The organism is Pseudoxanthomonas sacheonensis, assembly GCF_031455975.1.
GTDB lineage: Bacteria > Pseudomonadota > Gammaproteobacteria > Xanthomonadales > Xanthomonadaceae > Pseudoxanthomonas_A > Pseudoxanthomonas_A sacheonensis_A.
In genome coordinates, this window is the sequence record NZ_JAVDTT010000001.1 from 1,418,672 (window position 1) to 1,437,532 (window position 18,861).

The 18,861-nt window shown below is 62.5% G+C and carries 22 protein-coding genes; 6 read left to right on the forward strand and 16 right to left on the reverse strand.

What is annotated here, in order from left to right; translation table 11 throughout:
* Positions 1-28: 28 nt before the first annotated feature.
* From J2W94_RS06355 to J2W94_RS06375, 5 genes are all read right to left on the reverse strand, one after another.
* On the reverse strand, positions 29-436 hold the full coding sequence (locus J2W94_RS06355) for a GNAT family N-acetyltransferase (protein ID WP_310091209.1): 408 nt from the start codon (positions 434-436) through the stop codon (positions 29-31).
* A 92-nt stretch (positions 437-528) separates the two neighbouring features.
* Entirely contained in the window at positions 529-1,845 is a 1,317-nt protein-coding gene (locus J2W94_RS06360) for an aminotransferase class V-fold PLP-dependent enzyme (protein ID WP_310091211.1), read from the reverse strand.
* A gap of 110 nt (positions 1,846-1,955) precedes the next feature.
* Positions 1,956-2,594, reverse strand: a complete 639-nt coding sequence (locus tag J2W94_RS06365) for a Crp/Fnr family transcriptional regulator (protein ID WP_310091213.1) — start codon at positions 2,592-2,594, stop codon at positions 1,956-1,958.
* Positions 2,595-2,827: 233 nt separating this feature from the next.
* A complete protein-coding gene (locus J2W94_RS06370; protein WP_310091215.1) occupies positions 2,828-3,733 on the reverse strand; it encodes a bifunctional helix-turn-helix transcriptional regulator/GNAT family N-acetyltransferase in 906 nt (301 codons plus the stop codon).
* A gap of 72 nt (positions 3,734-3,805) precedes the next feature.
* The gene (locus J2W94_RS06375; RefSeq protein WP_310091218.1) at positions 3,806-4,726 is read right to left on the reverse strand and encodes a M14 family metallopeptidase; all 921 of its coding nucleotides are present in this window, start codon (positions 4,724-4,726) and stop codon (positions 3,806-3,808) included.
* Between the two features lie 265 nt (positions 4,727-4,991).
* On the opposite strand from J2W94_RS06375, the gene J2W94_RS06380 reads away from it, so the two are divergent.
* A complete protein-coding gene (locus J2W94_RS06380; RefSeq protein WP_310091221.1) occupies positions 4,992-5,273 on the forward strand; it encodes a hypothetical protein in 282 nt (93 codons plus the stop codon).
* Positions 5,274-5,397: 124 nt separating this feature from the next.
* On the opposite strand, the gene J2W94_RS06385 is transcribed toward J2W94_RS06380, so the two are convergent.
* Together J2W94_RS06385 and J2W94_RS06390 are read right to left on the reverse strand one after the other, a co-directional pair.
* Positions 5,398-5,649 carry a hypothetical protein gene (locus J2W94_RS06385; RefSeq protein WP_310091223.1) on the reverse strand — a complete coding sequence of 84 codons (252 nt, stop codon included), beginning with the start codon at positions 5,647-5,649 and terminating at the stop codon, positions 5,398-5,400.
* A gap of 180 nt (positions 5,650-5,829) precedes the next feature.
* Positions 5,830-6,081: a hypothetical protein gene (locus J2W94_RS06390; protein WP_310091225.1), complete on the reverse strand. Its 252-nt coding sequence runs from the start codon at positions 6,079-6,081 to the stop codon at positions 5,830-5,832.
* 119 nt (positions 6,082-6,200) lie between these two features.
* On the opposite strand from J2W94_RS06390, the gene J2W94_RS06395 reads away from it, so the two are divergent.
* From J2W94_RS06395 to J2W94_RS06405, 3 genes are all read left to right on the forward strand, one after another.
* On the forward strand, positions 6,201-6,416 hold the full coding sequence (locus J2W94_RS06395; protein WP_310091227.1) for a hypothetical protein: 216 nt from the start codon (positions 6,201-6,203) through the stop codon (positions 6,414-6,416).
* Positions 6,417-6,552: 136 nt separating this feature from the next.
* Positions 6,553-6,870, forward strand: coding sequence for a hypothetical protein (locus tag J2W94_RS06400; protein ID WP_310091229.1), 318 nt, complete (start codon positions 6,553-6,555; stop codon positions 6,868-6,870).
* A 528-nt stretch (positions 6,871-7,398) separates the two neighbouring features.
* Positions 7,399-8,418, forward strand: a complete 1,020-nt coding sequence (locus J2W94_RS06405; protein ID WP_310091231.1) for a right-handed parallel beta-helix repeat-containing protein — start codon at positions 7,399-7,401, stop codon at positions 8,416-8,418.
* 62 nt (positions 8,419-8,480) lie between these two features.
* Here the strand turns inward: J2W94_RS06405 and J2W94_RS06410 are convergent, their stop codons facing one another.
* The 3 genes from J2W94_RS06410 to J2W94_RS06420 form a co-directional block, all read right to left on the reverse strand.
* Positions 8,481-9,395: a VOC family protein gene (locus J2W94_RS06410; protein ID WP_310091232.1), complete on the reverse strand. Its 915-nt coding sequence runs from the start codon at positions 9,393-9,395 to the stop codon at positions 8,481-8,483.
* A gap of 269 nt (positions 9,396-9,664) precedes the next feature.
* Positions 9,665-11,047 (reverse strand): SPFH domain-containing protein, encoded by a 1,383-nt coding sequence (locus tag J2W94_RS06415; RefSeq protein ID WP_310091235.1) that lies wholly within the window; start codon positions 11,045-11,047, stop codon positions 9,665-9,667.
* A gap of 96 nt (positions 11,048-11,143) precedes the next feature.
* The gene (locus J2W94_RS06420) at positions 11,144-11,584 is read right to left on the reverse strand and encodes a hypothetical protein (RefSeq protein ID WP_310091237.1); all 441 of its coding nucleotides are present in this window, start codon (positions 11,582-11,584) and stop codon (positions 11,144-11,146) included.
* Between the two features lie 279 nt (positions 11,585-11,863).
* Between J2W94_RS06420 and J2W94_RS06425 the strand changes: the two genes are divergently transcribed.
* Entirely contained in the window at positions 11,864-12,100 is a 237-nt protein-coding gene (locus tag J2W94_RS06425; protein WP_310091239.1) for a hypothetical protein, read from the forward strand.
* A gap of 127 nt (positions 12,101-12,227) precedes the next feature.
* On the opposite strand, the gene J2W94_RS06430 is transcribed toward J2W94_RS06425, so the two are convergent.
* The 6 genes from J2W94_RS06430 to J2W94_RS06455 all read right to left on the reverse strand — a co-directional run bounded on the left by J2W94_RS06430 (position 12,228) and on the right by J2W94_RS06455 (position 16,976).
* Positions 12,228-13,718 carry a cellulase family glycosylhydrolase gene (locus J2W94_RS06430; RefSeq protein ID WP_310091241.1) on the reverse strand — a complete coding sequence of 497 codons (1,491 nt, stop codon included), beginning with the start codon at positions 13,716-13,718 and terminating at the stop codon, positions 12,228-12,230.
* Positions 13,719-14,275: 557 nt separating this feature from the next.
* Entirely contained in the window at positions 14,276-14,638 is a 363-nt protein-coding gene (locus J2W94_RS06435) for a YciI family protein (RefSeq protein WP_310091243.1), read from the reverse strand.
* 270 nt (positions 14,639-14,908) lie between these two features.
* Positions 14,909-15,220: a hypothetical protein gene (locus J2W94_RS06440; RefSeq protein WP_310091245.1), complete on the reverse strand. Its 312-nt coding sequence runs from the start codon at positions 15,218-15,220 to the stop codon at positions 14,909-14,911.
* Positions 15,217-15,672: a hypothetical protein gene (locus J2W94_RS06445; RefSeq protein ID WP_310091247.1), complete on the reverse strand. Its 456-nt coding sequence runs from the start codon at positions 15,670-15,672 to the stop codon at positions 15,217-15,219. The genes J2W94_RS06440 and J2W94_RS06445 overlap by 4 nt, the downstream gene beginning before the upstream one ends.
* A 27-nt stretch (positions 15,673-15,699) precedes the next feature.
* On the reverse strand, positions 15,700-16,170 hold the full coding sequence (locus J2W94_RS06450) for a hypothetical protein (protein ID WP_310091249.1): 471 nt from the start codon (positions 16,168-16,170) through the stop codon (positions 15,700-15,702).
* A 2-nt stretch (positions 16,171-16,172) separates the two neighbouring features.
* Positions 16,173-16,976, reverse strand: a complete 804-nt coding sequence (locus J2W94_RS06455) for a restriction endonuclease (RefSeq protein WP_310091251.1) — start codon at positions 16,974-16,976, stop codon at positions 16,173-16,175.
* 556 nt (positions 16,977-17,532) lie between these two features.
* Here J2W94_RS06455 and J2W94_RS06460 point away from each other — a divergent pair.
* Positions 17,533-18,765, forward strand: a complete 1,233-nt coding sequence (locus J2W94_RS06460; RefSeq protein WP_310091252.1) for a S1 family peptidase — start codon at positions 17,533-17,535, stop codon at positions 18,763-18,765.
* Positions 18,766-18,861: the final 96 nt, after the last annotated feature.

Sequence of the window (18,861 nt, forward strand, 5' to 3'; positions counted from 1 at the left end):
GCGCCCGACTGCGCTCCGCGGGAAGCCTTCAATATTCCCGTCGATACCAGAACGCATCCGGCAGCCGCGTCATGCCTGCCCGTTCGTAGAACCCGACGGCATCGGGCACAGATGCCAGGATCAGACTGACGCTCGGTCCAAGCTGACGACGGACTTCGTCCAGCAGCCCTTTTCCGATACCGAGTTTCTGCGCCGAGGCGGACACCGCCAACTCCGAGAGATAGCAATTCCAGGAGAAGTCGGTGATGCAGCGGGCCACGCCCACCAGCGGTGCGCCCGGCCGATCCAGCCGCGCGGTCACGATCAGGTTGGACCCGGAAAGCATCGCTTTGAGCCGTGGCTCGTCGTCGACCGGTCGCGTGGCTCCCAATCCGGAGTGCGCCAGCACCTGTCGAAATTCATCGACGCCGAGCGTCTGTTCGCGTTCGTAGAGCACATGGCACGGTTGGTTCATGACGTGAGGATGGCATCACTCCTGCGGACTCTTCAAGCCGTGCACATTCCACTCGAGTAGCGGGACAGCAGTGCTCACCCCGAGATCTCACGCACCGCCCGCACCGCGCGCTCCACTTCCTCGGGCGTGTTCACCAGGCTCGGCGCGAGCCGCGCGTAGGTGATGGCGTAGGGACTGGTGCTGGCGACGATGTTTCGCGCCAGCAGTTGCTTCACCACGTCGGCGGGTTTGACGCCTTCCACTTCGAAGGAGACCAGACCGGCGGAAAGATCGCCGGACTTCGGCGTGTGGATCTTCACCCGCGGATTCTCGGCAAGACCGGTCTTGCACTGGTCGTTGAGGCTGCGGATGCGCGCCGCCACCCGCGCCGGGCCCATCTGCTGGTGCATACGGAACGCCGCGGCGGTCGCCCATTGGTGATCGTAAGCGACGAAGCCGCCTGGGCTCATGCGGTTGGCGTTGTTGGGCGAAGCGGGTTTTTCGTTCTTCTCCCACGCCGTGTACTGGTCCCAATCGCTGAAGCTGGGAATCATCGGATGCAGTCGCGCCCAGTTGTCGGCGTTGGCCCAAATCAGCCCGGTGCCGCGCGGGGCGAACATCCACTTGTGTGTGCCCGCGCAGAAATAGTCGCAACCCATCGTGGCGATGGTTTCGTCGGTACTGCCCAGGCCGTGCACGCCATCCACCACCAGCAACAGCGGCGCGCCGTTGCGGGCGCGCAAGGCGGCGGAGATCTCGCGGATGGGCAGGCGGATGCCGCTGCTGGAATGCACCCAGGTCAGGCCCACCACCCGCGTCTTCGGGCCTATCCCCGCCAGCAAGGCGGCGATCAGCGAATCGGTGCTGGCGCTGGCCGCATCGGCGAACAAAGGAATCTTGCGCATGCTGGCGCCGGCGCGTTCGGTGGCCAGGCGAATGGATTCGTGGTGCGAATAGTGATCATGCGTGGTGCACAGCACTTCATCGCCGGGCTTGAGCGGCAGACCGTGGTAGACCAGGGCCAGGCCGGTGGTGGTGTTGGGGGTAAGGCAGACGTCCTCCGCGCGGCCGCCCAGGTAACGGCCGATCTCGGTCCGTACTTGCAGCGGCATGTTGTGCGCGTCGTCTTCGAACAGTCCGCGCTCGATCACCAGGAAGGGATTGGCGTCGATGGCGCGGCGGTAGCCTTCGATCGCTTCGCGCACCGGCGCCGGATGGCTGGCGATGAAGAAGCTGGCGAAGTGCATATAGGCCGGATCCAGCACGAACTGCGCGCGCACCTTGTCCCAGTCGGAGAGGTCCGGCGAGGCGGGCGTTTCGGCCGCGAGCGCGGACAGCAGTCCGGCCGGAAGCAACGAAGTGGCGGCCAGCGCCGTGGGCGCGGTGAGGAAACTGCGTCGGGTAAGGCCCATGTCGAAGATCTCCGTGGATCGGCCGGGACGGCCATCAAGAACTCCAACGCGCTGGCGTGGAGGCAACGGACACCGAAAGCAGGGCTTGCGCGCAGCTCCCGCCTCCCGACCTACCAGCGCTTCGGCAGCATCTTGGAGAAAACCAGCCGTTTCTGTTCGTCTCTCGCCAGGAATCCTCCGCGTATCAGGTCGCGAAGAATGTGGTTGATCATCTCCCGGGTGGCGCCCACTCGATCGGCGATCTCCTGCTGGGTCAGGGTCAGCGGCACCACGCGGGTATCTCCCTCGTTCAACGCCACTTGATTCAGCAGGTCGACCGTGCGTTCGTAAACGTCATGCAGCGCCAGGCTCTTGCTCAGCTGAGTGGCATGGCGCAACCGCGCTATCAGTTTGTAGACCAGGCATTCCGCGAACTCCGGATAGGTCTTCATGAAGCCGCGGATAGCCAGGTGATCGACCACGATGCATTGCGAATCGACGACTGCTTTCACCGATGCCGATCTGAGCCCGCCGTCGAGGAAAAGCTCTCCGAAGAACTCCCCGGGTTGCAGGATGTTGTAGACCAGCTCACGGCCTTTGCTGTCCTGGGTGAAGACCTTGAGCTGTCCGGCGATAAGAATATAGAGCGCGTCGGAGACGGCGCCTTCCTCGATCAGCAGCTCGTTCCGGCCATACCACTTGGCATCCCCGCACAGCGCCAGCTGCGAGAGCAGCTCTGGCGAAAGATTGTTGGAGCTGTCTTCTTGCATGGTGCGTCCTGCCACCTGCTCCGTTCCCCGGGGCTGGAAGCATAGCTCAAGTCGAACCGGTCGCTTCCTTATGGCTCCTGGAGCCGTCCAAGGCTGTCTACCTCAGCTGTGAACTATTTACGCTGCGGGGTGCCGGCGGGCGGCTTGGAGAGACGCCACGACGGACGTTGGCAGCATGCAGGCGTAGGAGTTGGACGACGGATTTTCGGGCGGCTGGAGAAAACCAACTTCTCTTAGTCCGATTCGACACCCCGCTTCAGCCCCCGCTTCTCGAACCAATGGTCCGCATAGGGATTGTCGTTGTAGCGAGGAATTTCGCGGTAGCCGTTGCGGGTATACAGCGCATGGGCTTCCTTCAGGGCGCGATTGGTGTCCAGCTGTAACGTATCCAAGCCCATCCGCACAGCGTGCTTTTCCAGCGCATCGAGCAGGCGCTGCGCGATGCCCAGACCGCGCGCGTCGGGCGCCACCCACATGCGCTTGATCTCGCCCAGTCCGCGCCCCTTCACCTTCAGCGCGCCGCAACCGACCGCACGCCCATCCAGTTGCGCGAGCAGGAACAGCCCCGCCGGCGGCACCAGTTCTTCCGGATCGGCCGACACGGTGCGCGCCGGATCGAACCCCGTCTCGAAGCGTTCTTCCAGTTCTCGGAAATACGCCTCGAAGCATGCACGGGCGTCCGCGCTGGCGGGATCGGCCGGTTCGATAATCACTGCCGACGCGCGCATCAGCCGCTCCACCTCCGCCATCGCCGCGATCATGCGCTCGCGCTGCGTCGCGCCTAGCGAAGCCAGCAACGAAGTCGCGAAATCCTGCGAATGGCGATCGAGCGCGTCGAATTCCCGCAACCCCTTCCGCGTCAGCACCGCCCGGCGCACCCGGCCATCCTCGGCGGCGCGCTGCGAACCCACCAGACCCTGCGCCTCCAGCGAACGCAGCATCCGGCTGAGATATCCCGAGTCCAAGGACAGCCGTGCGCGCAAATCGCGCAAGTCCGCGCCGCTCCTGCCGATCTCGAACAATAGCCGCGATTCGCCCAGCGGACGGCCGCGACTGAGGTAGTCGTCCGACAGCACTCCGATCCGCTGGGTAACGGCCCGGTTGAAGCTGCGGACTTGCTGGATTTGGCTTTCGTCCATTTATCTGACTTTAGTCAGATAAATGGAGAATGTCAACGCGGGGCTACCCCCACCTCACGCCCCCTTTGCGAATCAGGCGTGCGCCAGCATGAAATCGAGCGCCGCGCACACCGCCGCCACTTGCGCGGCATTGCATTGCTCGGGGGTGGCGCGGGGGCTGTCGGGATAGACCTCGGTGGTGGTGGTGTAGCGGGCGTTGGTGACGCCCGCGCACAGGCCCAGCCGCTTGAACGCGTAGTTGATGACGCCCGGCGCGACCACCGGCGAACCGATGATCTGGCCGTCGCTATCGGCCGGAGCGATGTGGGTGACCTTGGCCACCGCCGCGATCACCGCTTGCTGGAACTCGGGTTGCGGGTTCTCGCTATCGTCGACCAAATAAAAACCATCGGGGATTTCACCCGCAACGTAAGCCTTGCCGTCGCGAGCGGCCAGCGCTGGGCGGAACTCGGATTCGTCGGTATCGGTGGTCTCGTGCAGATCGATATGCAGGCCGATGCGCTCGCGCAGCGGCGCGATCAGACGCATCAGCGCGGCCGATTCCTGGGCCGGACTATCGGCGCGGAAGGAACGGTTCGGGTCCACCGCCTCCGGGTTCCAACGATGGATGCGCTCGTAGGCCCACGGACTGACGCAGGGAACCACGATCAGGTTGACCCGGCCCGCATAGCGCGACGCATGCGCATCGACGAACTGCAATGCGCCATGCACGCCGCTGGTTTCATAACCATGCACGCCGCCGGTCACCAGCGCGCAGGGAAGTTCGTCCTTCCAGTCTCTGCTCTCGATGGCGAACAGCGGATAGACCTCGGCACCGTAGTCCAGGCGGCCGTACTCCACTACGTCGAAGCGCGAGCGCAGGTCCTCCACCACGCGCAGCACGTCCACATCGTAGCTGCGCCGGCGGACCTGTCGCGATCGCCAATCCGCTACTTCGGCGGGACCCCAGGGTTGGCCGGGCGTGCCGATGGGATAGAAGGCGTCGGTCGTCATCGGGTCGCTCGCTTGGTCGTGGCGTCAGGGAAAGGCGACGCACTTTAGCATCGAGGCCCGGCTTGGCCCCACAGATGCCACGGGGATCGAGAACGCCGCCACGCTCGCTCCCTACGCCCAAGACTTCGTCTCGCGTCCACGGTCGTGAGTCAGGTAAATGAATCCGCAAGCGTGAACCGATGGGAAACGGAGTGTTAAGCCCGCGCATCCGTCGATTGCCGGCTCGCGTATCTCCGTCTAACGGCGCCTGCCGCAAGATAGAGTCATGAAAGCCATGGCCCGCGACCATTCCAAGCGAAGAACCCCGCGTCGGCAGCGGCACGACCTGGGCGCGATGACCAACGAGATCGCCGGCCACATCCCCAGCATGTGGATGCGTTCCTCGTCGGAAGATGATTTCTGGCGCTGGTTCTGCGGCGAGGTCCAGTCGGTGGCGAGGAATTCGGCGGACATCAAGGAAAGAAGCCGGCTTCACGCGCGCTTGCTGGCCGCGCTTTCGCGCGCCGGATTACCCCAGCCTCCGCCGACCTTCCAGAAGAGATGCTGAGTGAAGGCACGGTTGAGCGAAGGCGCGGTTGAGTGCAGGCGCGACGACGCCGGAGGTCGCAGCACACGCCATCATTTATCGCATCCGCATAGACCGGAGCGGGTTCAAGCCCGTTTTGTGCCAGTCAGGGCACTTCGCAGGTCCAGATCGAAGAAGCGATCCAGAGATTGGCACGGGTCAGATGGTTGTACACCTCCTGTATGGGAGTGCCGTCTTGCGCCGCGCATTTGGCGACGGCATCGGCGCGGGCATTTTCCAGCGCTATGCCGGGGTCGTAACTCTGACCGCTGCCGCTGACATATACCGTGGCGGCCATAGCCGAGCCGATGGGTAGCAGAAACGCCAAAGCAATGGCGATGGAATATCTTCTTTTCATTTTCCTCTCCCTATATCGATTCGAACGCATCGATTCGAACACGGAGTCCGGAAGCGGGGTCGTGAAATTCAAGTAAGCGGACCGTAAAGAATGGATTTCCGATCTTCGTAGTGTGAAGCCGATCGCGTTACCGTTGGCGCAACGTATCGCGCCTTACGCGCTTATTCGACGACAGCGCGACTACGGGCCGGGCTCGTAATACCCGGAAGTATCGTGGGCATCGCGATAGATATCCTGCAAGCGCCTGCGTACATAGACCTTGTCCGCTTCGCAAGCCTGCGCCCAAAGAATATCGGCCGTCGCCGCGTACGCCTGCAATCGATCGCACTCCGGCGTATCCGCCATCATCGCGGGAGCCACTTTCGCCAGGGCTTGCAGGCTGTACTCGAGCAAGCCACGTGCGACTTCCAGCGGCGGCGGTGCGTGCGCCATCAAACCAGTTCCATGTTCATGCGAAGCAGTGTAGACCTATTGCATCAACCCCGGGTTCTTGTCGCAACCCAGGAGACAGCGGCGTTCGATTCTGCCGTCTCCCGTCGCTGGAGACGATAATGGATAGAAACGAGATAGACGCGCGGCTGCAGAAGCTCCGGGCCGACCTGCCCAGCATGCTGGCCGACGCCGAGGACGAGGACGACTTCTGGCCGGCGTTCGCCGACGAAGCGGAGGTGATCGAAGATGGCGCCGTCAGCCGCGAAGACGGCCGTTACGTTCGCAACCAGCTGAACAGGATGCTGCGGCAATCCGGCGTCGCCGAACGCCTGTGAACAGGACGGCTGGGGAGCGCTTACCTTTGGTCGCTTACTTTCGCGCAATCGGTCGCGAGCTCCGATTAGGAGTACAACGGACCTAGCCGCTGACGGTTAGAGCGGCGCGCGTGGCCCAGGCCACAGGTCGTATCCCATGTTTTCCGCTGAACGCATACAGCGCTTGGCGCCGAATGTATTGCTGGACATCGTCGCCGAGCTCGCCTACTGGGAAAGCTGCTATCCCCACCGCAGCTTCTACAGCAGCCATATTCCTTTCAAGACCTACATACCCACGTTCAAGTTCGGGTACGACTCCTTTCTGCTCCACCACAGAGAGAGGCTGGTCGAACTATTGCCGAAACTCGAGATTCTCTATCGCGAACTGCCCACAGGCGAACAGCTGAAATGGAAAGACGCGACGCTGATCGTGAGCGCCGCATGGCGACGCATGGGCTCAGGCCCCACTCCGTAAAGCGTTTTTGTTCACCCGATGTGCAGAGCTTTCACGCCGAACAGTGCCGTAACTTAACGCCGTGGCGTGCAGTATGCGCGCATGAAGATTCTTGGACGAGACTTCAGCGACCGCAATTCGCCCGCTTATTCGACCGCCTGGGTCGAGCAAGTGTTGACGGAATTGGAGACGCACTTGCCCCGCATGCGCAGAGAATGCAGCGGGCGCGAGTTCCGGCAATGGCTTAGCGGAGAGGCCGACTCGGTGCAGCGTGGCCTGCCGACCGAAAAGCGCAGGCACGAGGTCAGGCTTAGGATCGAGGGTCTGGTGAAGGAACAGGTCCGCGCGCGAAATAGAAATAGGAACCGTCAGTCGGCGTAGCCTTCAAGTCCAAGGCCAGGCACATCAAGCTCCGGAAGGAGCCGCGATGCGATGCGCTTCGCTTGCTCTGGCGACGGGGACCGATCCGTCTTGCCCCATGGCACCTTTCCCCCGCGTCCTGCGTTGAAGGAAAGACAGCGGCCCCCGCCGTTGCCTAAAGGAGCAGCAATGAAAGCATTCATCACCCTGGCCCTGGCCGCCCTTCTCGCTTGGCATCCCAACGCCCACGCCCTGGCCTGCGGCGACACCCTCAGCAGCGACACTACCCTTACCGCCGATCTGCATTGCACCACGGGTTGGAACGCGCTCTACATGCCCGTCGGCGGCGTTACCCTGCGCCTCAATGGCCACACCATCAGCGGCGGCATCGGTCTGGAAGGCGTTTCCGTCTTCACCGCCAGCAACGTGCGCATCCTGGGCCCGGGCCGCATCACCGGTTTCTGGACCGGCGTGAACGCAACCCGCGCCGACTATCTCACCGTGCAAGGCGTGGACTTCGACAACACCAGCGCCGGCATCATCGCCAGCGACACGCTGGGCACCTTTCTGCAAGGCAACGATTTCCGCAACATCAACGGTTGGGGCGTGTACATCTTCGCCTACCCCGGCGCCAGCCGGTCGGTGCTCGGCGCGCACACCATCGCCGACAACCTGGTGTTGGAAAGCGTCGGTGGCATCTTCATCTGCGGCCACGCCAACTCCGACAACCTGCTCAAGAACAACACACTGCAGGGCATCCGCGACTACGGAATCCATCTTCTGGACGGCAGCGGCAAGAACCAGGTCCGCGGCAACCAGTTGTTGAAGATCGAAAACACCGGCCTGGTGCTGCGCGGCAGCCGCGACAACACGATCAAGAGCAACAAATTCGAGTACGGCTATGCCGGGATCGCGATGATTCCGCAGTTCACCGGCGGCTGCCCCACCGGCCCTTACGCCTCGGCCGATGTGCGCGACAACCTGATCGAAGGCAACAGCATCTTCAAGCAGACCACCGGCATCGCCGCCGGACTGGGCGGCAAGGGAGGTGCGTTGGTGCAGAAGAACCGGATCGGCTACAACAAGCTCTACTACGACGGCACCGGCATCTACTTCAACACCGATACCTACGCCAACGACGCTACCTTGAACGCCTACACCGGTACCACCACGCCGGTGGACGACCACGGCGTTTCCAATACCTGGTGATCGCAACGGGGCCGGGTCGAACGGATCGACCCGGCCTGCGGCGATATCTTCGGCGCGGTCCGTTATCTGCCCCGCCCCGCCGCTTCTATCTTCGCGACGTCCACCTTCTTCATCTTCAGGGCGGCGCGCATCACCCTGTCGATGGTCTCGCGGTCGCCCGACGTCATGAATTCCTCTATCACCGCTGGTGCGATCTGCCAGGACAGACCGTAGCGGTCTTTGCACCAGCCGCATTGTTCGGCCTCCGGCACGCTGGACAGTTGCGCCCAATGGCGGTCCAGCTCGGCCTGGTCGCGGCAATGGATCATGAAAGAGATGGCTTCGTTGAAAGCGAAGCCGTGCGGATACGCGCTGTCCATGGCGATGAACCAGGCTTCGCCCAGCCGGAAATCCGAAAACATGACCATGCCGGCCTGGTTCGGCGCCGCACCTTCGGCATAACGCACGAGTTGTCCGGTCTGCGAGTCCTCGAACACCGAGCGGTAGAACTCGCCCGCCTCTTCGGCCTTGCCGCAGACCTCGCCGGTGAACATCAGCGCCGGCACGATCGCCGGTCGCGGCTCGGCGGAGGGATCGGTCTGGAACAGCTGCCAGGACAGGCCGTAGCGGTCCTGTACCCATCCGTAGCGCGGGCTGAAGGGATACGCGTCCAGCGGCATCAACGCCTGCCCACCGTCGATGAGCGCGGCCCAGGTGCGGTCCAGGCGCGCGACCGCGTCCGCTTCCCGCGAGGGATCGAAGTGGACGAAGAACGACACCGAGGGGTTGAACTTGAAATGCGGCCCGGCGCTGATGGACATGAAGGGTTGGCCATTCAGCTCGAAAGACACCACATCGCAGTCGCCCGACGGGGTGTCGCGGATCTGCACGACGGATTGGATGCTGGAATCCGGAAACACCGAGCAATAGAACTCTGCGGCCTCTTTGGCCTGGGTGTCGAACCACAGGTGCGGGGTGATGGGCTTGGGCAGGGACATGCGGGGTTCCTCGACTGGGGTCACGTCTCTACGACGATCCTGGGCACCGCAAATCGACAGCGATTCTGTGGAAGTGGATCCGCCCACGCTGGATCAAAGCCAGACGCGCCCGATTCTCGCCGTGAACAACATCGGCGCCGACAATGCCGTAGGAGCGACGTAAGTCGCGAATGGATCGAACCGGACCGATTCAAGTGGCCCGACATTTTTCATTCGCGACTTACGTCGCTCCTACAGCGCTCCTACGACGCTCCTACGCGGATCGGGGCCTACTCCGGTTTTTTGTCGGCGAACTTCTGCAGCAGTTTCTTGCCCTCCGGCGACTGCGCCAGGCCTTCCAGCATGCTGGCGATCGCGGTGCCGCCGTCGGCGGAAAACAGATCCATCACGCTGGACAACCCTTTGCTCGGAGTACCGGCATTGGAGATCACCTTCACGTCGGCCGACTTCAGCGCTTCGGCCTGGGCCGTGCCCACCGCCTGCGCGGCTTCGATGTTGCGGATGCCCAGCAGATAGGTCTGGTAGCCCTGGTCGCTGCCGATCTTCTCGGCCAGCTTGATCTGCGCGTCCACCGGCGCCATCAGGATCGCGGTTTCCGCCGAGCCCTTCGCGCTGCCTTCCACCGCGATGCCCTCGGCGTTGCGCTTGGCCGCTTCCAGCTTGCCTTCGGCGGTCAGCACGGTCTGCTGCTTGCTGCCCTCGGCCGAGACGATGGCCACCTGCTTGGCCGCATCGGCCTGTACGATCGCCACCTCCTTGGCCTGGGCGGCGGTGATCACCGCCACTTCGCGGTTGATCTCGGCGCCGCGCACGTTCTTCACCTGCACCACGTCCATTTCCTTGGCCGCGGTTTCGCGCTGCTGCACCTTCACCTGCTGCGAAGACTGCTCATTGGCCACGCCGACGTTCTTCTCCTTCTCGGCGGTGCGCAGGCCCACCTGTTCGGAGGCCTGCTGGCGCGACATCTCGATCTCGCGCTTGGCCGCGATCTCGGCCATTTCGGCCTGGCGTGTGTTGTCCGCCACCACCAGCCGCGATTCGCGCTCGATGCCCGAAGTGCGCTTGGCCATGATGTTCTGAATCACTTCGCTTTCCTTGGAGTCGCGGATGTCCATCAGCTCGATGTTCTTGATCGCTTCCACGCCCCACCCGCCCAGCTGCGGCGTCACTTCCTTGGTGAAGGCTTCGCCGAAGCGGCTGCGGTCCAGCATGATCTGGTCTATTTCATGCGCGGCCAGCACGGTGCGCACGGAGCCCTGCACAATGGCGGTCAGCTGTTCCTTCAGTTCCTCGAACGAGGCCACGCGCTGGGCCGCGGTGTTGGAATCGCTGATGCGGAAGAAGGCCATGACATGCACCAGGAACGGCACCCGCTCTTTGTCGTAGGCAGCGTAGTCCGGCAGGTCGATGGAGAAGTTGGACACCGGCAGCGTCACCCGCACCAGGCCGATCATCGGAATCCGCGAGGGCCATTCGTAGTAGGTGTTGCTGGCGAAGCCCTTGCCGTAGGAGACGGTGTTCTTGCGGGTCTGGACGATGTGGACTTCGTTGACGGGAACCACGCGGCGCAGGGCGATGGTCCAGAAGAACAGGGAGATGCCGATAAGGGCGGCCACGGCAATGGCGGCCAGCGTCAGGGTGGTGCCGAGCATGGAAGATCCTGAGGTGTGTGCAAGGACGGCCAGTATAGGGGACCTCCAGGACGGAACCCGGGTCGCGGGTTCCGCCTTGCGAACGCACCTCGGGGCTTACTTGAGTACCAGTTCGCGCAACAGTTCCTGGCCCAGCAGCGTGCGCATCACGGTGCGCTTGCCGGAGGCTTCATCGGCCTGCTTGTAGTTCAACTTGGTGACCTTGGCCATGATCGGATCCATCTTCTCGTCGATCCCGTCGAGCGCGGCCATGTTCGGATAGTTCACGACCAGGTACAGGTCGGCTTCGTTCGGGTTGTGCGCCGTCGCGCTGTAGACGTGGTACTCGGTGACGAGGCCCGCTTCCTTGGACGCCTGCTGGACCGGCCGCCAGGTCTTGCTCAAGTAGGCCATGTAGTTCTCGAACTGGCCGTCCAGGATCTTGATGGCGCTGACGACGACGACGGGACCATCGGCATAAGGTCTTTCCTGGGCGATGGCCGGAGCGGCGGCGACGGCCAGCAACAGGCACAACAGGCTTGCGTATAGACGATTCATGGAGACCTCCACAGTGGACGGGCCATGCGGAAGCCCGCATGGCGTGACCCGTCGCCCCTGTCCGGCTGGTCGCACGTGGCTCAACGCGACGCGGCGGCGGAAGCGGCCAGCGGGCAGAACCTTCACAGCGACGCGGAGGGGTTTTCGTCGCCCTATTTCCGGCTTGGTCGGCGGTTGTGGCGTTTTGTCGTACGCCAGTTGCGGACCCACCTCCGAGGGTCGCAACCTGCTCTCCGCTGCCACCTTGGCAGCGTCCCTGAAGCGTTTAGGAGCTCTGAGTTGAAGACACTGATTGCCGTGGTTGCCTGGTGCATTCTCTTCGTCCTGTGCTGGCCGCTCGCCCTGCTGGTCCTGGTGCTCTGGCCGCTCTTCTGGCTGCTCGCCCTGCCGTTCCGATTGGTAGGCATCACCTTCACCGCCCTGTTCGCGTTCCTGCAGGCGCTGCTGTTCCTACCCGCCCGCCTGCTTGGCTGGCGACCGCGGCAAGCGCAGGCACCTCACACCGCGGCGGCCTGACCTCACCTGCGGACCGAGCGCCCGCCCTACGCTAGCTGGGCGAACTTCGATAGCCAACAAAAAAGGCGGTCACGGCGCTAGCCGTGACCGCCACACTCATTCACGAACCCGGCGTTCGCCAGGGCGGTCAGGGGGCCTGGATCGCCCACTGTTGATTGTTTCCACCCGTCCAAGCCCACTGATGCACGTTGGCACCATTGGCCGAAGAGACGCCCGCGACATCCAGCGCGGAGCCGGTGCTGCTGACGGGCGTCAGCCGATAGAAGCCCCCGCTCGTCGCCGAGATTATCCAGCGCTGATTATTGGCGCCGGTATAGGTGCGGATGTCCACGTTGGTCCCATTCGCGGTCGAGGTACTCGCTACCTCCAAAGCCTTTCCGCTTTGAACGCCAGTGATCCGGTAGACGTTGTTTCCCAGGTGAGTGAACGTCCAGCGTTGGTTGTTGCCGCCGCCATAGGTCCACTGCACGACGTTGGCGCCTTCGGCGGTATTGCCGCCGCTCACGTCCAGCGCCTTGCTGCTGTGTCGGGCGATCACCTTATACGTACCGTTCGCGATGATCTGGCCGGGATCGGCGCCTCGCTTGATCGCGTCGATCGCGCCCCAGTCGACGACCGCGCCATTGGAGCGGTTGAACAAGGCGAACTCGGCCACGCCGTTGTCCCAGTAGAAGGTCTTCAAGCCATTCACGCGGGCCGCGCGGTTGATGTATTCCAAGTAATACTCGCGCGACGGCCGGCTCATGCCCGAGCGAAACGCGACGCCGTATTCGCCGATGATGACCGGAATGCCGTTGTTCACCCACTTGGAGCGCACCTGGGCGAAGAGACTGTCGACATAGCTCTCCTGGGCCCAGGAGCAGGCGCTCTGCGGCGGATACGGCGAGCCCCAATACAAACAGCTCCCGGCCGGATCCAGCGTGTAGTTGTACGGATCGTAGAAATGGACCTCGACCATGAGCCGGTTGGCGATCGAGTCGGACGGCATGTTCAAAAAGTTGATGCCGTGCTGCATGTTGGTGTTGTAAGTCTGCACGATGAGCGTGCGCGAGGCATTGTTGCCGCCGGTCGCGCGCACGGCATCGACGAAGGTCTGGTTGTACGACTGTTGAACGGTGTTGTTCTCGGTGGTCGGCGTGTCGTAATTGGCGTGGACTTCGTTGGTGCCGGCGAACAGCACGCGCTGGTCGTAGTTGCGGAACGTATTGGCGATCTGGGTCCAATAGTTGCGCTGTTTCTGGTTATTGGCGACCTGGTACGAGTAGAGAGGATGCTCCTCCAGCCAGCCGCCATCCCAATGGATGTTCAAAACCACGTACATGTCCTGGTTGTACGCGTAGTCCACCACCTGTTTGACGCGCGCCATCCACGCGGCGTCGATGGTCTGCGTCGCCTGGTTAGCGTGACAGTCCCAAGCCGCCGGAATGCGGATGGCGTTGAAGCCAGCGGCTTTCACCGAAGTGATGAGCTGCTGGGTGATGGCGGGATTGCCCCAGGCCGTCTCGCTGCAGATGGCTTCCATGGTGTTGCCCACATTCCAGCCGATCCGGATCTGGTCCGCGACTTGCTGGGCCGGTGGAAGCTGGGCGAAGGCAGGTCCTGCAAGCAGGAACGCCATCACGCTAAACATCGACAATTGTTTGATCAATCTGGATCGGATCGAGCGAATGGATGAAGTCCGCGACGCGAAAAGCGCCCGCGACTTCTGCCATGTCGCAGCGAAAGGTGTGCGATTAGACATAAACCCTCCTGGTTTGGACCAACACAATGTGGCTAATGAAATGCAGGGGGCGTGTCGATTGAGCCCACGTCCCGTCGCAAGGAGTAGCTATCTCAGGCGCTTGCTTGCTGCTGCCCCGGAGATCCGGTTCCGGCATTCCCTCCGGTTCCACTACGCCATCACGCGGCGTTCCAGGGCTTCGTGTTGCGGACTGCTGTCGTTGTGTCGCGAACTGTCATGGAGCAACTTCGACGCGAGCATAAGCAGGCGCGTCGCGCCATATCCAATGAATTGTTCGGCGCGAGCTATATCGTTTTTGAATGCGGCACTGCACCAACAGCGCCGTACCGTCAACGCCGTAGGAGCGACGTAAGTCGCGAAGTCTTTTCGTCAAACGTAGAGGGTTCGCGACTTACGCCGCTCCTACGATGCTGGGCATCGCCGTGCCGTCTGCCCTACCCCGGCTGGCACGCTTCCTCATCCACTTGCCTCACCTCGCATTCGATGTCCCAGCCGTCGCCGTGCATCTTCAGGAAGCGCTTGCCCCATTCGATCGCTTCTTCCCGGGTCTTGGCCTGGAACAGGCAATAGCCGCCGATCACTTCCTTGCTTTCGGTGAACGGGCCGTCGGTCACGCTGAGTTTGCCGCCGCTGAGGCGGATGCGCGTGCCTTCCGAAGTGGGGCGCAGGCCGGCGGTGTCCAGCAGCACGCCGGCCTGGGTCATCTCCTGCATCAACTTGCCCATGTCGGCCATGAGCTGTTCGCTGGGAACCATCTTGGTGTTCTCGTTCACCCGGATCATGGAAAGAAATCGCATGGTCTAGCCTCCTGTTGTGGGCACGCGAGCCGTGCGACCTTCGCGCTGCTCTCTCCAGGCGTCGAACGGCGAAGGGCGGAATCGACATGCGTGCGCCTGGACCGTGAGCGCCAGTCAGCTGATCACCCCACCCCGAGGGTCGTCATCCCGGCGCATGCCGGGACCCAACTCAACGCGCGCATCAGCTGGGATGACCAGCCATTCGGCTGTTGAAAAGCGCTTCCGGCATGCGCCGGGGTGACGAACAAGAGGAGACGGAGGCGATTCGTCCTAGCATTTATCGACCAAGAGGAATTTCTGCCGCTTGGTCGGATCGAATTCAAGCTGGGTGTTGTGCACCACTCCCACCGCCGATCCTTTAGTACCCTTGGCGTGAAGCTCACAAGCTGCGCGAGCTTGTTCTAGCTCACGCCCCACAAAATATACGTCGTAGTTGGCCGAGTAGTCGTCTAGCTCGTCATCGAAGCCGCAGTCCAGAATCCAGAATTTCGACTCTTGATCGGTAGCCAAGATGAACCTCGGGAAATCATGGAAGTCCCAATAGCTCGCTATGGTGAACCATGAACCGGTCGGCATCATCATTTGATTCGCCCGTTCAAATACCAGACTGCATAAGCTAACAGGCATACCAGCAGGTTTCTTCCCAGAGTCGAGAACGACACCAGGGCCTCGAGCGAGCCGGTCATGGCGAAGGTCAACGGAAGGTCCACCACCTGCGCGACGACGAAAACGCCCATCAGCTGCAGGAAATGGCGACGCGGGGTGCCGTGCAGAAAGACCAGGTATAGGACGAAGACCACTGCGGAGGCCACGATCCTCCTCGTCCAGCGCGCATTGACGATGGCTTCTTCAATGGTGTCTCCGTAGATTTCCCAGTTGCCCATGGTCAATCCCCCGATGAAGTGAATCGCCGACCCCACGACAAATACAAGCACGCCCCATGCAATCACACGCCACCACCGCGGTGAGCGCTGGGGAGCGGCCCGGTCTTCAACTGCAGCTAGCGGAGCGCTGTATGGGTCTTCAGTAGTCATTCGTGTTTCTTCCGCCGCTGGCGATCTTTAGTCGCTAGCGATCTTGCGGGATTTGCGGGGATAGAGGGACCAAGCTGCATAGGCCGCCAGACAAACGGCCAGGTTCCATGCCAAAGTCCAGACCGACATCAGACCTTTCAATGGGCTACCCATGAACATGGCGAGTGGAATAGTCATGAGCTGTAAAAACAGGAAGACGCCCAGAATTTGCAAGAAGGGGCGACGTTCCGTCCCGTGCAGGAAAACGATATAGAGGATGAAAGCAGCTCCGGAGGCCGCCAAATTGAGCGCCAATATCTTCAGAACCAATGGAATTTCAACACTAGGATCTGGCGACCCGTTCATCAGCAAGGAGCGGCCGACGGCCTGGATCAGCACAACGAAGACGAATATGACTGTCCCCCACAGCGGTATGCGCCACAAGCGCGCCGGCCCCGGAGGCGCCACAGGTATTTCAACGGAAGCTTCTGGAGCGCTGTAGGGATTGTCGGGCGACATGGCTACTCGCTCGCCTCTTGCGCTTCTGCCCTTTCGTTCTCTTCCAGGATGCGCATGGACTCCGCGTTCTTCTTTTTCCACTCTTCCAGTTCGGCATCGGTCATGGCCGGCTCGATACGCGGCGGTGCTTTGGCCTGGGTTTCCGATGCGGGTTGCACGGGAGTGGCGTATGGCGCGGGGGCCTGTTGGGCGCGCGAGCCGCTCCTTTGAGGCAGATCCACCTCGATAGTGTGGTTCATGGGCCAGGTGAGAAGACGGAACAGGCCATAGCAGACTAGCCCTGCGAACATCAGCGCAGCGAACAGCAGTGAGGAGCGTCGGCGAACCGACATCTCCTTGTGCTTTCGGCGGTAGGCCGGCGCTGCTGGCAACGGCGGTGGCTCGGCGGATGCGAGGGCGTCGAGCTGCGGGCCGAGCATGGCACGCAGAGCGTCGCCGTCGATGAGGTGGACATGGTCTTGGCGCGTGGCGGCTTCGCGGGCGGCCTGGGTGAACTCGCCGCTGGTGATGACGACGGCGCCGGTGGCGTTCTCGTTGACCTTGATGCCGAGTAGCTCGTGCACGGCGTTGTGGGTGACCTGTTTGGCGTTCCAGTGTTTGCATTGCACCAGGACGTACTCGCCATCCTTGCGCAACTTCAGATCGATGCCGCCATCGAACCGGGCATGGCTGGCGCCGGTGCCGACATGGTCGACGCTCCAGCCCTGCGCCCGATAGTAATCGGCCAGCATCGTCTCCAGCCGATCCCACCCTACCCGCGTCAATGCATCATCGCGGCGGTTGCTTACGTTCTTCGATCGGTTCATTCCGTCCCCACGGAAGGTGATGGGCATCGCTTTGTCGCCCCCTTCATACGGCGGGCTTGAGCCCACCCTATCTCAACCCTGGATCATAGGGCAGGCTCAAGCCCCGTAGGGTGGGCCTTGGCACACCGTCTTTGGTTCCTACCTCAATGCAATCCGATCCATGGCAATGGTGGGTCAAGGTCTACGCCACAAGGTCTAAGATTTTTCGACCAGGAGGAATTTTCGCCGCTTAGTCGAATCAAATTCCAGCAATCGTCCGTTCGCGGCTTTTTTGCTTTGCGGTCCGGTCTTTTACGGACGTGTACCGGTGAATCCGATCAATCGGATCGGGCTCGCTCAATCGGCGGCCAGCGTCATCAGCCGATTAGCAGGCGTCTGTTTCCTGTCGTTTAACGGACACGCGAATCGCATTGACGGGCCGTGAAAAAACCTTTAACAACCCTCCTTCCCATCTATGCAAGCATCCGCCGAACAGGCCCACTTCGCGAGCTGCCACCCCCTCTGTCGGCGGGCGACAGGTCCTGCACCCTGAATCCACCCGACTGGAGATCTGCAGATGCGCAAGTTCGCTTCCTGGGCCAAACGCGGCCTGTTCGTGCTGTCCCCGCTTCCGCTCGTTTTCGCCATGGCTGCTTCAGCGGTCGGACCCACCGACAACATGCCTCCTACCCTTCGTGCGGCGATGCAGCGCGACCTCGGCCTGACGTCGGCCCAGCTGTCGCAGTACCTGAAGATCGAACGTCTCTCGGAGCTGCAGTCCAAGCAGCTAGCCACGGCGCAGGGCCGCAAGTTCGCCGGCAGCTGGATCGAGCGCCAAGCCGATGGCACCTTCAAGCTGGTAGTCGCGACTACCTCCAGCTTCCCGCAGAAGGGCCCCGCCGACATCGAATTCCGCACCGCGCGCCACACCTTCGCCGATCTCGCCGCCTCCAAGGCCCAGCTCGACACGATGGTCGAGCGCGGTGGCAAGGTGCCGAACGGCGTCTACAGCTGGTATGTCGACCTGCCGAGCAACACCCTGGTGGTTGGCATCGGCAAGGGCAAGCAGAACGCTGGCATCGATTTCGTCGCCAATAGCGGCGCCAATGCCGACTATGTGCGCTTCGTCGAGGAGGAGGAGCAGGCCAGCAAGCGCGCCGCGCTGAAGGGCGGCCATGGCTACCTGCGCAATCCAGGCGACGGCTACTTGTATGCCTGCTCGATCGGTTTCAACGCCCTCAAGGGCAGCACGCCGGTCTACGTGACCGCGGGGCACTGCGGCGATGCGGGCGAGTCGGTTTATCTGGAGGGCTCTGCCGGAACCGGCCCGCAGTGGACACTCGGTCCGCAGGTCGGCGCGTTCTCCGGCTCCAGCTTCCCGGGCTCCGGCCAGTCCGGCCCCGACTACGCCTACGTCACGATTTCCGGCGCCAATACGCAGGTGGCGAGCGTCTACGGCTGGACCACCGCCGATGTCGTCGTCAAGGGCAGCACCGCCGGCGGCGTCGGTACGGCGATCTGCCGCTCCGGCCGCACCTCGGGCTGGAAGTGCGGGACCATCGACCAGGTGGACGTGAGCGTCAACTACAGCACCGGCGAAACCATCACGCACGTCAACCGCACCACGGCCTGCTCCGAAGGCGGCGACTCCGGCGGCTCGTTCATCACCGGTCCCGGCCAGGCGCAGGGCGTGCTTTCGGGAGGAAGCGGCAGCTGCAAGGGCAAGCTCCCGAACAACCGCACCCGCAGCTACTTCCAGCCGGTCAACCCGATCCTGACGGCCTATGGGCTTACGCTGAAGACCGGTTGATTCCACCGCGCACTGCAAACGAAAACGCCCCGGTTTCCCCGGGGCGTTTTTTGTATGGCATCGACGGGAGAAGTGGGACGGATACAAGACGCGGTA

Bases quoted from the DNA above. Each gene is read 5' to 3' on its own strand.
- J2W94_RS06395 (WP_310091227.1), top strand. From the start codon at position 6,201: ATGGATAGAAACGAGATAGACGCGCGGCTGCAGAAGCTCCGGGCCGAC.
- J2W94_RS06440 (WP_310091245.1), bottom strand. From the start codon at position 15,220: ATGATGATGCCGACCGGTTCATGGTTCACCATAGCGAGCTATTGGGAC.
- J2W94_RS06380 (WP_310091221.1), top strand. From the start codon at position 4,992: ATGAAAGCCATGGCCCGCGACCATTCCAAGCGAAGAACCCCGCGTCGG.
- J2W94_RS06400 (WP_310091229.1), top strand. From the start codon at position 6,553: ATGTTTTCCGCTGAACGCATACAGCGCTTGGCGCCGAATGTATTGCTG.
- J2W94_RS06450 (WP_310091249.1), bottom strand. From the start codon at position 16,170: ATGTCGCCCGACAATCCCTACAGCGCTCCAGAAGCTTCCGTTGAAATA.
- J2W94_RS06435 (WP_310091243.1), bottom strand. From the start codon at position 14,638: ATGCGATTTCTTTCCATGATCCGGGTGAACGAGAACACCAAGATGGTT.
- J2W94_RS06430 (WP_310091241.1), bottom strand. From the start codon at position 13,718: ATGGCGTTCCTGCTTGCAGGACCTGCCTTCGCCCAGCTTCCACCGGCC.
- J2W94_RS06415 (WP_310091235.1), bottom strand. From the start codon at position 11,047: ATGCTCGGCACCACCCTGACGCTGGCCGCCATTGCCGTGGCCGCCCTT.
- J2W94_RS06420 (WP_310091237.1), bottom strand. From the start codon at position 11,584: ATGAATCGTCTATACGCAAGCCTGTTGTGCCTGTTGCTGGCCGTCGCC.
- J2W94_RS06370 (WP_310091215.1), bottom strand. From the start codon at position 3,733: ATGGACGAAAGCCAAATCCAGCAAGTCCGCAGCTTCAACCGGGCCGTT.
- J2W94_RS06360 (WP_310091211.1), bottom strand. From the start codon at position 1,845: ATGGGCCTTACCCGACGCAGTTTCCTCACCGCGCCCACGGCGCTGGCC.
- J2W94_RS06375 (WP_310091218.1), bottom strand. From the start codon at position 4,726: ATGACGACCGACGCCTTCTATCCCATCGGCACGCCCGGCCAACCCTGG.
- J2W94_RS06385 (WP_310091223.1), bottom strand. From the start codon at position 5,649: ATGAAAAGAAGATATTCCATCGCCATTGCTTTGGCGTTTCTGCTACCC.
- J2W94_RS06405 (WP_310091231.1), top strand. From the start codon at position 7,399: ATGAAAGCATTCATCACCCTGGCCCTGGCCGCCCTTCTCGCTTGGCAT.
- J2W94_RS06390 (WP_310091225.1), bottom strand. From the start codon at position 6,081: ATGGCGCACGCACCGCCGCCGCTGGAAGTCGCACGTGGCTTGCTCGAG.
- J2W94_RS06445 (WP_310091247.1), bottom strand. From the start codon at position 15,672: ATGACTACTGAAGACCCATACAGCGCTCCGCTAGCTGCAGTTGAAGAC.
- J2W94_RS06460 (WP_310091252.1), top strand. From the start codon at position 17,533: ATGCGCAAGTTCGCTTCCTGGGCCAAACGCGGCCTGTTCGTGCTGTCC.
- J2W94_RS06455 (WP_310091251.1), bottom strand. From the start codon at position 16,976: ATGAACCGATCGAAGAACGTAAGCAACCGCCGCGATGATGCATTGACG.
- J2W94_RS06365 (WP_310091213.1), bottom strand. From the start codon at position 2,594: ATGCAAGAAGACAGCTCCAACAATCTTTCGCCAGAGCTGCTCTCGCAG.
- J2W94_RS06410 (WP_310091232.1), bottom strand. From the start codon at position 9,395: ATGTCCCTGCCCAAGCCCATCACCCCGCACCTGTGGTTCGACACCCAG.